This is a genomic window from Stenotrophomonas sp. 1L-E-5-B-C3 (assembly GCF_057292075.1).
Map to the genome: position 1 here is coordinate 52,487 of NZ_JBXAWS010000020.1, position 12,498 is coordinate 64,984.

Here is a 12,498-nt window from a genome sequence, read left to right on the forward strand (position 1 = left end):
ATGCTGCAACACAGCATGACCCCGGCAACGCGAATGACGAATTCGGCACAAATTCTGCAGGACTTTCTGAACAGGCTGAACCCACTACCGTTAGGGGCTATCAGCCCTTCACGAAGGTGGCTGCGGGGCACTTCCCCAAGCCGCAAAAATGATTAAAATCGCCAAGTTTTCCATTGGCCGGACCGGCATGAACGCACCCTTCTCCTCCCCTGCCGCCAGCGACGCTTCGCGTCCCGGCGCGCTGCTGTCGCCGGAACTGCCGGCGTCCCCCAACCCGTTCCGCCAGGCCATCACCGATGGCTGGTTGAAGGACGAGGCCAGCCACGTGCGTGAACTGCTGGCACAGGCGCGCCTTCCCGCCGAGGAACAGGCCAAGGTGCAGGCGCTGGCCGCCGACCTGGTCGGCCGCGTGCGCGTGCGCGCCAAGGACCAGGGCGCAATCGAAGCCTTCATGCGCCAGTACGACCTGGGCAGCGAGGAGGGCGTGCTGCTGATGTGCGTGGCCGAAGCGCTGCTGCGCATTCCGGACCAGGACACCGCCGACAAGCTGATCCGCGACAAGCTGGCCGATGCCGACTGGGAAAAGCACCTGGGCGGCAGCGACTCGGTGCTGGTCAACGCCTCCACCTGGGGCCTGATGCTGACCGGCAAGCTGGTGCAGATGAACGACGCAACCCGCGCCGATGCGCCCAGCGCGTTCAAGCGCCTGGTCGGCCGCGTCGGTGAGCCGGTGGTGCGCCTGGCCGTGCGCCAGGCGATGAAGATCATGGGCCACCAGTTCGTCATGGGCCGCACCATCAGCGAAGCGCTGTCGCGCTCGCACAAGGGCGACAACGCCAGCTACCGCTACTCGTTCGACATGCTGGGCGAAGGCGCGCTGACCATGAAGGACGCGCTGCGCTACCTGGAAGACTACCGACGTGCGATCCACGCCATCGGTGGCGATCACAAGGCACGCGGTGGCCGCCCGGACGGCGACGTCAACAACGCCCCGGGCATCTCGATCAAGCTGTCGGCGCTGTACCCGCGCTACGAGCATGCCAAGCGCGAGCGCGTGCTGAAGGACCTGGTGCCGGGCGTGCTGGAACTGGCACAGCTGGCCAGGAGCTACGGCATCGGCTGCACCGTCGACGCCGAAGAGTCCGACCGCCTGGAACTGTCGCTGGACATCATCGAGCAGGTGTTCTCCGATGCGTCGCTGGCCGGCTGGGATGGCTTCGGTGTGGTCGTGCAGGCCTACCAGAAGCGTACGCCGTACACGATCGACCACCTGGCCGACATGGCGCGCCGCGCCGGTCGCCGGCTGCAGGTGCGCCTGGTCAAGGGCGCCTACTGGGACGCCGAGATCAAGCGCGCGCAGATCGAAGGCTATCCGGGCTACCCGGTGTTCACCCGCAAGCAGAACACCGATGTCTCCTACCTGGCCTGCGCCAAGCGCCTGTTCACCCATGCCGACGCGATCTACCCGATGTTCGCCACGCACAACGCACACACCATCGCGGCCGTGCGCAGCATCGCCAATGGCGGCGTGTACGAGCACCAGAAGCTGCACGGCATGGGCGACGACCTGTACGCCGAAGTGGTGCCGGCCGACCGCTTGAACCTGCCGTGCCGCGTGTACGCGCCGGTGGGTTCGCATGAAGACCTGCTGCCGTACCTGGTGCGCCGCCTGCTGGAAAACGGCGCCAACTCCAGCTTCGTCAACCGCATCACCGACGAGCGCGTACCGATCGCCGACCTGATCCGCGATCCGGTCGAGATGGTTGCTTCGTTCGAATCGATTCCGCATCCCAAGATCCCGCTGCCGGTTGACCTGCTGCGCAGCCAGAACCACGACAGGAAGAACTCCATGGGCGCCAACCTCGCCAACGACAACGAACTGCGCGCCCTGGCCGAGCAGCTCAACACCGCCGTCAAGCCGTGGTCGGCCGCGCCGCTGGTGCCGGGTGCCAACCCAGCCGGCGCCACGCAGCCGGTGACCAATCCGGCCGACACCCGCGAAGTGGTCGGCCAGTGGCAGGCCGCCGATGCCGCCACCGTGCAGAAGGCACTGGCCAATGCCGTGGCCGCGCAGCCGGCCTGGAACCGCACCCCGGCCGCCAGCCGCGCCGCCATCCTCGAGCACGCCGCCGACCAGCTGGAAGCGCGCATGCCGGAGTTCATGGCACTGTGCGTGAAGGAAGCCGGCAAGAGCCTGCCCGACGGCATCGCCGAAGTGCGCGAAGCGGTGGACTTCCTGCGTTACTACGCCAAGCAGGCACGCGAGCAGTTCAGCCACGCCGAGAAGCTGCCGAGCCCGACCGGCGAATCCAACGAGCTGCAGCTGCATGGCCGCGGCGTGTTCGTCTGCATCAGCCCGTGGAACTTCCCGCTGGCGATCTTCCTCGGCCAGGTGGCCGCTGCACTGGCCGCCGGCAACAGCGTCATCGCCAAGCCAGCCGAGCAGACCAATCTGATCGGCTACTACGCGGTGAAGCTGCTGCATGACGCCGGCGTGCCGGCCGACGTGGTGCAGTACCTGCCTGGCGACGGCGCGACCGTCGGTGCCGCGCTGACCGCCGACCCACGCGTGGCTGGCGTGGCCTTCACCGGCTCCACCGACACCGCCCGTGCGATCAACCGCGCGATGGCTGCACGTGACGCCGCCATCGGTGTGCTGATTGCCGAGACCGGTGGCCAGAATGCCTTCATCGCCGACTCCTCGGCGCTGCCGGAACAGCTGGTCAAGGATGCGATCGGCTCGGCCTTCACCTCGGCCGGCCAGCGCTGCTCGGCTGCGCGCGTGCTGTTCGTGCAGGACGACATCGCCGACAAGGTGATGACCATGCTGGCCGGTGCGATGAAGGAACTGAAGGTCGGCAATCCCGGCCTGCTGTCCACCGACGTCGGCCCGGTGATCGACGCCGACGCGCTGAAGATCCTGCAGGACCACGCCGAACGCATGGACCGCGAAGCGCGCCTGATTGCTGCCGCCGAGCTGTCTGTCGAAGCAGCCAACGGCACCTTCTTCGCACCGCGTGCGTACGAACTGAAGGACCTGGGCCAGCTGCAGAAGGAAGTGTTCGGTCCGGTCCTGCACGTGATCCGCTGGAAGGGCGACCAGCTCGACGCGGTGATCGACCAGATCAACGCCACCGGCTACGGCCTGACCCTGGGCGTGCATTCGCGCATTGACGAGACCGTCGACCGCATCAGCAACGGCGTCCACGTCGGCAACGTCTACGTCAACCGCAACCAGATCGGTGCGGTGGTCGGCGTGCAGCCGTTCGGCGGCCAGGGCCTGTCCGGCACCGGCCCGAAGGCCGGCGGCCCGCACTACCTGCTGCGCTTCGCCACTGAAAAGACGGTAACGGTGAACACCACCGCTGCCGGCGGCAACGCCTCGCTGCTGACCCTGGGCGACTGATCGCCCGGTTGATGCGGTGAACGAAAAACCCCGCGAAAGCGGGGTTTTTTGTGCCTTGTTTCCTGTAGCGCCGAGCCCATGCTCGGCTTGCACGGTGCAGCCGAGCATGGGCTCGGCTCTACCCCCGCATCAGGTGCCGCCAGTGGCGCAATGCCACCAGCGCGTTGATCCAGAAACCTACGTAGAGGATCGAGGTCAGGTGCAGGCCTCGGCTGTAGTACAGCGGCACTGCAACGGTATTCACCAGCAGCCACACCCACCACGATTCCAGCTTGCGCCGCATCATCAGGATCTGCGCGATCACACTCAGCACCAGCACCGCCGAATCGATGTACGGCGCATAGGCATTGGTCAGGCGGGTCAGCATCCAGCCGTAGCCGAACGTGGCCACCACCGCCAGCGGCGCCAGCCAGGCCCATGCACGCGGTCGCAATGAGGTGATCGGCAGCGGCGCACCGTGATCGCCGCGCAGCCACTGCCACCAGCCCAGCACGCTGATGGCAATGAAGAAGAACTGCAGCACCATGTCCGCGTACAGGTGCGAACGCTCGAACACAGCGGCGAACAATGCGCAGCCGACGATGCCCAGCCACCAGGTGTGCACGTTGTTGCGTCCGGCCAGCAGGATCGAGCCGGCGACGGCGATGTTGGCGGCCAGCTCCAGCTGGAAGTTCGGATCGGACAGGTTCATGGCGCTATTGTCGTGGATCCACGCCATGCGTGGATGCCCCAAACCGCCCCACAAAAAAGAAGGCCCCGCTTGCGCGGGGCCTTCCGTGTACTGCGTCAGGCCGAGGCCCGAATCAGAACTTGTACTGGAACGAAGCCGCCAGCACGTCGCCACGGACCTTGTACTTGCCCGACAGCGAATTGCCCTGGTTGGCAGTGGTCGCCGGCACGTTCACGTTCGGATCGCTGGTGAACAGGTGGGTGTAGCCAAAGTTGTACTCGGTGTTTGCCGACGGGGTCCAGCCCACGCCCAGCGACAGCCACTTGCGGCTGGTATCCGGCACGCGCACGTCGCGGTGTGCGTCGGTGGTCGGGGTCTGGTCCAGTGCAACACCACCGCGCAGGGTGACGGTGTCGCTCAGCTTGTAGTCGGCGCCCAGCGACACGAAGGTGGTGTCGCGGTAGCCGAACTCCAGAACCGAATCGGGCTGCGGCGAAGCGTAGTCAACGGTCACGCTGTCAAACGCGGTCGACCAGGCGGTGCGGGTCACGTCGCCCATCACGGTCCAGCGGTCGTTGACCTTGTGGGTCACGCTCAGGGTGGCCGAGGCCGGCATGGTCACCGTGGCCTTGCCGCTGGTGTCCATGAACCAGCCACGGGTACGCGGCGAGTTGGTCAGCAGCGAACGGGCGCGGTCGGCGCCGCTGAAGGTCGCATCACCACCGGTGATCTTGTGCTCGACCTTCGAACGGTAGCTCAGGCCGATATGAGTGTTCTCGTCGATCGAGAACAGACCACCGACGGTCCAGCCCACGGCATTGTTGTCACCCTCGATCTTCAGGGTGCCATCCGAGCTGCCCGGGGCGAAGCCCGGAGCGCCGGCGCCGGCCAGGATGCTGCCGTAGTCAACGGCGTTGCTCAGCTCGATGGTCAGGTGCTCGACGAACACCGACGCGCCGAACGACACGTACGGGTTGACGTCATACGACGCGGCGAAGCCGAGGTCGATGGCCTTCAGATCGGTCTTCAGGCCGCTGTAGCGACCGACCCAACCGTTGTCGTATTCGGTCTTGAAGCCGAACGGTGCGGTCAGCGACACACCGAAGTGGGCCTTCTCGCCGATCGGCATGTGGAAGTACGCAGCCGGGACCGGAGCGATCATGCCGGCGTCGCCGCCGTCACCACCGGTCTGCGGGCGGCCTGCCGCATTGCGGCCCTGGCCCTTGAACTCGGCCTTGAAGCTGATGGCGCTCAGGTCGCCCTGGACCATCGTGCCTTCCAGCTGGCGCATGCCGGCCGGGTTGACGGCGATGATGGAGGCGTCGCCCTCGGCGCTGCCGGAACCGGCGAACGCGCGGCCGAGGCCCTTGGCGCTGTTTTCCTTCAGCTGGAAGGCGGCAGCGTTGGCATCGGCGGCGGCCAGCGCACCGGCAACGCCGACGGCCAGCAGGGTCAGTCGGGCAATGGTGGAAGCGGTTTGCATCGTAGTTCTCTCTCCGGTAAGCGGTGATGGTGCTCTGAGTGCGCCTGCGCCCGGCAGGCCCTGGGGCCCTTCGGAGCGCGCCGGATTCCCCTCCCGACATACGACGCCGTATGCGAGTATTACCCAGAGCTGTTAATGAAACAATAACGGCGCAGGCGCTTTTTTCGTCTCAAAAGCTGAACAGGACAAATCCCGCCGCAGGCGCCCGCACGCTAGGCTATTGCCCATGTTCGTCTCCCTCCCGTCGCGCAAGAAGGCGGCCCTGCGCTGGGCCACGCCCGTGCTGTTTGCGGCACTGTGGCTGGCGTTCCTGTGGTCGATCTCGCGTCCGGACGACGCCCGGGGCAGCCTCTGGCTGGACTGGGGCGCCCTGTCCACCGGCCTGACCCACCCGCTGGACTGGTGGGCGACCCTGCAGGACGGCAGCGTGCTGCGGCTGTTCACGGCCCTGTTCCTGCACGCAGACTGGTCACACCTGCTGGGCAACCTGGTGTTCCTGCTGATCTTCGGCCTGCCCGCCGAGCGGGTACTGGGGCCGTGGCGGTTGCTGCTGCTGTTCCTGGTCGGCGGTGCGGTCTCCAACCTGGTGGCGATCTACACCATGGGCAGCCCGGACCAGATCATCATCGGCGCCAGCGGCGCGGTGTCCGCACTGATCGGCGCCTATCTGGCCCTGTTCCCGGGCGCCCGGCTGGGCGTGGTGATCCCGCTCGGCCTGTTCCTGGAGTTCGTGCGCGCGCCGGCCTACCTGCTGATCGGCGTCTGGGCCGCACTGCAGGTGGTGTTCGCTCACATCGGCCCGAGCTTCGGCATGGTCGCCTGGTGGGCGCACATCGGCGGCTTCATGTTCGGCCTGGTGTACGGGGTCTACGTGCGCGCCGCGATCGCCCGCAAGCTGCGCAAGCGCCACGGTTTCTGACCCCTGGTAGTGCCGGCCGCTGGCCGGCTCCATGCACCCGCTCGTTCGTTCGTAGCGTCGAGCTCGCTCGACTGCAGGTTTCGTCGCCGGGCATGGCCCGGCGCTACCGTCAGGGCTTGGCAGGGGCCGGAGCGGGCTTTGCTTCCGGCTTTGCTTCCGGCTTGCTCTCCGCCTTCGGCTCGGCCTTCGCATCCGGCGTGGCCTCCGGCTTCGCGGCCGCCGCCTTCGCACCCTTGGCCGCAGCGGCCTTCGCTGCCTCGGCCTTCAGACGTGCAGCCACCGAACCCGGGTTCTTCAGCTCGGCCAGCGCGTCGTTGATCGGGCCATCGCCCGGCAGTACCGCACCGGCGTGGTAGCCCTCGGTGCCTTCGTCGTCACCGCGCAGATGGCCCGGCAGGGTCGCTTCGCTGTAGTCGCTCAGGCTGGCCGGTAGTGCATCCTCGACCGGCGTAGCGGCCGGCTTCAGTTCGACCTCCGGCACGATGCCGGTGGCCTGGATCGACTTGCCGCTGGGCGTGTAGTAACGCGCGGTAGTCAGCTTCACCGAATCGCCGTTGTCCAGCGGCAGCACGGTCTGCACCGAGCCCTTGCCGAAGGTGCGGCTGCCGACCACGCGGGCACGCTTGTTGTCGCGCAGCGCGCCGGCCAGCACTTCCGATGCGCTGGCCGATCCGGCGTCGACCAGCACCACCACCGGTGCGCCCTTCAACAGATCGCCCGGCGTTGCATCGAAACGTGCATCGCTGATGCTGATGCGGCCGCGGGTGCTGACGATGTTGCCCTTGTCGAGCAGGTCGTCGGCCACCTGCACGGCGGCGGTCAGCAGGCCACCCGGGTTGCTGCGCAGATCCAGCACCAGGCCCTTGAGCTGGCCGCCGGACTGCTTCTGCAGCTGCTGCACATGCTTCTGGAAATCAGAACCGGTGTCGGCCTGGAAGGTACTCAGGCGGATGTAGCCATAGCCCGGTTCCAGCAGGCGGCTGCGCACGCTGGTCACACGGATGGTCTGCCGGGTGAGGCTGACATCGAACGGCTTCGGCTTGCCCTCGCGCACGATGGTCAGCACCACCTTGCTGCCGGCGGCGCCCCGCAGCGGTTCGCTGGCGTCGATCTTGCTTATCGGCTTGCCGTCGATGGCGATGATCAGATCACCGGCAAGGATGCCGGCCTTCGCCGCCGGTGTGTCGTCGATCGGCGAGATCACCTTCATGCTGGCGTTGTCCGGCTGCTGCTGCAGCTCCACGCCGATGCCTTCATAGGCGCCGCTGGCCTGCTCGTCGAAGGCCTGCGCGTCTTCCTTGTTGAAATAGGTGCTGTGCGGATCAAGGTCGAGCAGCAGGCCGCGCACCGCCGACTGCATCAACTTCTTGTCATCGACCGGATCGACGTAGGCGGCGCGAACCGCGTTGTAGACCGCCACGAAACGGCGGATGTCTTCCAACGGCACCTTCGAGGTCACCGCCTCCTCGCTGTTCGCCGCCTGCCCGCTGGTTTCCTGGCTCGGGGCGGGCGCGGTCTGCTGCGCCCAGGACAGCGCTGGCAACAGAGCCAGCAAGAGGGTGGCGGTACGGGCTGCGCGCATGGATCACTCCTGTCGACGATGGCATCGTGCCCAAGGCACATGCACCGATTATGCGCGAAGCACAGCTAAATTCCCGTTGAATCCGCCATGCCTGCGGTAGTGCTGGATTCAGCGCCGCTGCAGCCAGCTGTCCGGATTGACCGGCTGCCCGCCGCGCCGCAGCTCGAAGTACAGCGCGGTCACGCCCTGGCCGCCGGAATTGCCGACCTTGGCCACCGCATCGCCGCGGCTGACCCGGGCGCCGGCATCCTTGAGCAGGGTGTCGTTGTGGGCATACAGGCTCATGTAGCCGTTGCCGTGGTCGACGATCAGGATCATGCCGTAGCCGGTCATCCAGTCGGAGAACACCACGGTGCCATCGGCCACCGCAGTAACGGTACTGCCGGCCGGCGCACCGATCAGCACACCGCTGCTGGTGCGGCCGTCAGGCAACTTGCCGCCATAGCGCGCCAGCAGATTGCCGGACAACGGCCAGCCCAGGCCTCCAACCTTCGGGGCGGGCGCCGAGGCCACGGCAGGCGGCACCTTGGTGGGCGGCGGCGGCCGGCCCTGCGCGGCGGCCTGGCGTGCCGCACGTTCTGCGGCGGCCTTCTCCGCTGCCGCACGGCGCGCAGCCGCGCGACGCTCGGCCTCGGCACGGGCGGCGGCCGCACGCAGATTGGCCAGCAGTGTTTCCAGCGCCTTGGCGTCCTGGCCCAGCGCCTGTTCCTTCTCGCGTTTGTCCTTGAAGCGCTCGTCCAGCGAAGCCACGGTCTGCGCGCGGTCACGTCGATCGGCCGCCAGGGTGGCGGCCTGCTGCTTCTGGTCGCGCTGGCTGCCCTGCAGCTTCTGCCGGCGCTCGGCGATCTGCGCCTGCAGCGCCTCCAGTTCCTTCAGGTCGGCAGTCAGCGTGGTGATGCGCTGCGCGCGTTCGCGCTGCAGGTAGCGGTGGTAAGCCAGGGCGCGGTTGGCGTCGGCCACCGTATCCTGCGACAGCAGCAGTTTCAGCGGTGCGTGGTTGCCCAGCTGGTAGGCCGCGCGCAGCAACCCGGCCAGCTCGCGATGCTGCTGGGCCAGGTTGGTCTGCAGGGTGCTGCGGCGCTGCTCGGCCTCGGCCAGCGCCTGGCTCTGTTCGCGCAAGGCGCTTTCAGTCTGCGCGAGGGCGCGGCCACTGCGCGCGACTTTCTCGTCGGCGTCGCGCAACTGCTGCGAGGCTTGGCCGCGCTGCCCCTCGATCTGCCGGCGCTCCTGCGCCACGCCCTTCAGTTCGGTGCGCAGCTTCTGCAGCTTGCGCTCGGTCTCGCGGGTGGTCTGCGCAGCACCGGGCAACGGCAGGGCCAGGGCCAACGCCAGCCCCAGCAGCAGGCAGCGCCCGCCGCGAATGGCGGCGATGTGATGTCGGCGTGATGGGAAGGCGTTGTCGCGCAAGGGCTTTCCAGTGACTTCAGGCAGTTGCAGGGGGTACCGGGGAATGGTGACATCTCCGCACGCGGCCTGCCAGCCGCACATCCATCGAGGTCCCCATGAAAACTCTTTCCATTCCGCTGCTGTTGGGCGTGCTGCTGGCCACCGGGCCGGTTGCGGCGCAGGAAGACATCAGCAAGGTCAACGGCAGCATCAGCGCCGACGCCGGCCAGCGCTACGGCAAGCTGGATACCGTCAACGGCGGTATCCGCGTCGGTGAAGGCGTCGAGACCGGCAGCATCGACACCGTCAACGGCGGGGTCAAGGTCGCCGACCGCGCACGCACCGGCCAGATCGAGACGGTCAACGGTGGCGTGCGCCTGGGCCGCGAAGTGATCGCCCGTGGCGACGTCAGCACGGTCAACGGCAGCATCTTCAGCGATCGCGGCAGCCAGATCGAAGGCGGCGTCGAAACCGTGAACGGTGGCATCGGCCTGGTCGAAAGCCGCGTCGGCAAGGACGTGGAGACCGTCAACGGCGATATCACCGTCGGCATCGGTTCACAGGTGAACGGTGGCCTGCACGTGCGCAAGCCGAACTTCAGCGTCTCGCTGACCGCCAGCCGCAAGCCGCGCGTGATCATCGGCCCGAATGCCGTGGTCAACGGCCCACTGCAGTTCGAACGCGAGGTGGTGCTGTACGTGCACCGCACCGCCCGTATCGGGCCGGTCACCGGCGCCGAGCCGATTCCGTTCGACACCGAAACCGCTCCGGCGGATTGAGCGCACCGGGCCGATCGGTTCGGTGATACTCGCTGTTACCGGCCGCGCACGAGGTGTGGCCGCCCTTTGTTTTCCAGGAATCGACGATGCCCCGCAAACTCCTCCTGTGCCTGGCCGCTGCGGCCGCGCTCAGCGCCTGCAAAGGCGAAGACACTCCGGCGCCCGCGCCGGCCACCGACACCGCCGCTGCGAAGCCGGCCGCCCATTCGTTCTCGCCGGAGATCAACGCCGGCGACTTCGCCGAAATGGTCAAGACCCTGGCCTCGGATGAATTCGAAGGCCGCGCCCCGGGCAGCAAGGGCGAAGAACTGACGGTCAACTACATCCGCGACCAGATGCAGCGCATCGGCCTGCAGCCCGGCAACGGCGACAGCTGGTTCCAGGACGTGCCGATGACCGAGACCACGGCCAACGAATCGACCGTGCTGAAGATCACCCAGGGCGGCAAGACCACCGAGCTGAAGTTCGGCACCGACATGGTGGTGGGCACCCGTACCGGCCAGGCCGAAGTGAAGGTCGATGCCAGCGACCTGGTGTTCGTCGGCTACGGCGTCGATGCGCCGGAGCAGAAGTGGAACGACTACGCCGGCCAGGACTGGAAGGGCAAGACGGTCGTCATGTTCGTCAATGACCCGGGCTTCCACGTCGATGACGCGAAGCTGTTCGACGGCAAGCGCATGACCTACTACGGCCGCTGGACCTACAAGTTCGAGGAGGCCGCTCGCAAGGGCGCCGCCGCCGCGCTGATCGTGCACGACACCGCCGGCGCCTCCTATGGCTGGGACGTGGTGAAGAACTCCTGGGCGGGCCCGCAGTACGACCTGCCGGCCAAGGATGACCCGGAAGCCCGCATCCCGGTGCAGGGCTGGCTGAGTGCCGACGCCGCCAAGACACTGTTCGCCGGTGCCGGCCTGGACCTGGCGCAGGCGTACAAGGACGCCAGCAAGCGCGGCTTCAAGCCGGTGCCGCTGAAGGCCACCGCTGCGGTCGATCTGAAGAGCCAGATCGCGCAGAAGCAATCGCGCAACGTGGTGGGCGTACTGCCGGGCAGCAAGCGTGCCGACGAGGCCGTGCTGTACATGGCGCACTGGGATCACCTGGGCAAGCACGAGGGCGAGACCGGCGACAACATCTACAACGGCGCGGTCGACAACGCGACCGGCGTGGCCGGCATTCTCGAAGTGGCCGAAGCAATGGCCCACCAGGAGCCGAAGCCGGAGCGTTCGGTGGTGTTCCTGGCGGTGACCCTGGAAGAATCCGGCCTGCTGGGTTCGAAGTACTACGTCGCGCATCCCACCTTCCCGCTGGACAAGATCGCCGGCGTGATCAACATCGATGCGATGTCGGTGGCTGGCCGTGCCAAGGACGTGACCGTCACCGGCTTCGGCAGCTCGGAGCTGGAAGACATCCTCAAGCCGCTGGCCGCGGCCCAGGACCGTACCCTGCACGGTGAGACCTCGGTGCAGAGCGGCTTCTACTTCCGTTCCGACCACTTCAACTTCGCCAAGGCCGGCGTGCCGGCTCTGTACGCCGATGGCGGCGAGGACCTGCGCGACGGTGGCGTGGACGCGGGTCGCAAGGCCGCAGCGGACTACGGCGCCAACCGCTACCACGGCCCGAAGGATGAGTTCGACGCGGCCACCTGGAAGCTGGACGGTACTGTCGAAGACCTGCAGCTGATGTACGGCGTCGGCAAGGAACTGGCCGGCGGCGATCGCTGGCCGAACTGGTATGCAGGCAACCCGTTCAAGGCAGCCCGCGATGCAATGATGAAGGACAAGGCCCCGGCTGCGGCGAAGTAGCGTCGAGCTTGCTCGACTGATTACTGAAGCAAGCCAAGGCGGCGCCCGCAAGGGCGCCGCTTTTTTGTGGGCGATCGCCCTGCAGCTGTAGATGCCAACCTTGGTTGGCGCCGTGGTTCCGTGCAGAGAGCATCCACGCATGACGTGGTTCTACTTGTAGTGCCGGCCGCTGGCCGGCAAGCGATCGCTGTGTGGGCCTGCTGTTGGTAGCCGCCAACCTTGGTTGGCGCCATGCCTCCTCGCAGAGGGCATCCACGCGTGGCGCGGATGTACCGGGCGATGTAACGCCATCGGGTTGCCGGCCAGCGGCCGGCACTACCCGTATTTCCGGCACACAAAGAAAAACCCCGCTGCGTGAGCAGCGGGGTTTTGGGTGTAAACCCTGGCGATGACCTACTCTCGCATGGCTTAGGCCACACTACCATCGGCGCAGCTACGTTTCACTTCCGAGTTCGGGATGGGATCGGGTGG

General features: G+C 67.1%; 8 protein-coding genes and 1 rRNA gene. 4 read left to right on the forward strand and 5 right to left on the reverse strand.

Annotation, left to right across the window (positions count from 1 at the left end; all coding sequences use genetic code 11):
* The first annotated feature begins 187 nt into the window (after positions 1-187).
* Complete coding sequence (putA, locus tag AC0Z6F_RS19690) at positions 188-3,406, forward strand: bifunctional proline dehydrogenase/L-glutamate gamma-semialdehyde dehydrogenase PutA (RefSeq protein WP_041864463.1); 3,219 nt, start codon at positions 188-190, stop codon at positions 3,404-3,406.
* Between the two features lie 118 nt (positions 3,407-3,524).
* Here putA and pnuC read toward each other — a convergent pair whose 3' ends face one another.
* Both pnuC and AC0Z6F_RS19700 read right to left on the reverse strand, forming a co-directional pair.
* Positions 3,525-4,097, reverse strand: a complete 573-nt coding sequence (gene pnuC, locus AC0Z6F_RS19695; RefSeq protein ID WP_032968313.1) for a nicotinamide riboside transporter PnuC — start codon at positions 4,095-4,097, stop codon at positions 3,525-3,527.
* A gap of 112 nt (positions 4,098-4,209) precedes the next feature.
* Complete coding sequence (locus tag AC0Z6F_RS19700; RefSeq protein ID WP_004138282.1) at positions 4,210-5,559, reverse strand: outer membrane protein transport protein; 1,350 nt, start codon at positions 5,557-5,559, stop codon at positions 4,210-4,212.
* A gap of 226 nt (positions 5,560-5,785) precedes the next feature.
* Between AC0Z6F_RS19700 and AC0Z6F_RS19705 the strand changes: the two genes are divergently transcribed.
* Positions 5,786-6,478 carry a rhomboid family intramembrane serine protease gene (locus AC0Z6F_RS19705; RefSeq protein WP_004138280.1) on the forward strand — a complete coding sequence of 231 codons (693 nt, stop codon included), beginning with the start codon at positions 5,786-5,788 and terminating at the stop codon, positions 6,476-6,478.
* A gap of 109 nt (positions 6,479-6,587) precedes the next feature.
* On the opposite strand, the gene AC0Z6F_RS19710 is transcribed toward AC0Z6F_RS19705, so the two are convergent.
* Both AC0Z6F_RS19710 and AC0Z6F_RS19715 read right to left on the reverse strand, forming a co-directional pair.
* Positions 6,588-8,060: a S41 family peptidase gene (locus AC0Z6F_RS19710; protein WP_485618245.1), complete on the reverse strand. Its 1,473-nt coding sequence runs from the start codon at positions 8,058-8,060 to the stop codon at positions 6,588-6,590.
* A 108-nt stretch (positions 8,061-8,168) separates the two neighbouring features.
* Positions 8,169-9,467 (reverse strand): murein hydrolase activator EnvC family protein, encoded by a 1,299-nt coding sequence (locus tag AC0Z6F_RS19715; protein ID WP_065724855.1) that lies wholly within the window; start codon positions 9,465-9,467, stop codon positions 8,169-8,171.
* 95 nt (positions 9,468-9,562) lie between these two features.
* Here AC0Z6F_RS19715 and AC0Z6F_RS19720 point away from each other — a divergent pair, with 95 nt between their 5' ends.
* Both AC0Z6F_RS19720 and AC0Z6F_RS19725 read left to right on the forward strand, forming a co-directional pair.
* Positions 9,563-10,225: a DUF4097 family beta strand repeat-containing protein gene (locus AC0Z6F_RS19720; protein ID WP_485618247.1), complete on the forward strand. Its 663-nt coding sequence runs from the start codon at positions 9,563-9,565 to the stop codon at positions 10,223-10,225.
* An 86-nt stretch (positions 10,226-10,311) separates the two neighbouring features.
* Positions 10,312-12,027: a M28 family metallopeptidase gene (locus AC0Z6F_RS19725; protein WP_485618249.1), complete on the forward strand. Its 1,716-nt coding sequence runs from the start codon at positions 10,312-10,314 to the stop codon at positions 12,025-12,027.
* A 380-nt stretch (positions 12,028-12,407) separates the two neighbouring features.
* Here the strand turns inward: AC0Z6F_RS19725 and rrf are convergent.
* Positions 12,408-12,498, reverse strand: a 5S ribosomal RNA gene (gene rrf, locus AC0Z6F_RS19730); the annotation flags it as partial.

Excerpts from the sequence above, each read along its gene's own strand:
- putA (WP_041864463.1), top strand. The coding sequence starts at position 188 with ATGAACGCACCCTTCTCCTCCCCTGCCGCCAGCGACGCTTCGCGTCCC.
- AC0Z6F_RS19710 (WP_485618245.1), bottom strand. The coding sequence starts at position 8,060 with ATGCGCGCAGCCCGTACCGCCACCCTCTTGCTGGCTCTGTTGCCAGCG.
- AC0Z6F_RS19705 (WP_004138280.1), top strand. The coding sequence starts at position 5,786 with ATGTTCGTCTCCCTCCCGTCGCGCAAGAAGGCGGCCCTGCGCTGGGCC.
- AC0Z6F_RS19700 (WP_004138282.1), bottom strand. The coding sequence starts at position 5,559 with ATGCAAACCGCTTCCACCATTGCCCGACTGACCCTGCTGGCCGTCGGC.
- pnuC (WP_032968313.1), bottom strand. The coding sequence starts at position 4,097 with ATGAACCTGTCCGATCCGAACTTCCAGCTGGAGCTGGCCGCCAACATC.
- AC0Z6F_RS19725 (WP_485618249.1), top strand. The coding sequence starts at position 10,312 with ATGCCCCGCAAACTCCTCCTGTGCCTGGCCGCTGCGGCCGCGCTCAGC.
- AC0Z6F_RS19720 (WP_485618247.1), top strand. The coding sequence starts at position 9,563 with ATGAAAACTCTTTCCATTCCGCTGCTGTTGGGCGTGCTGCTGGCCACC.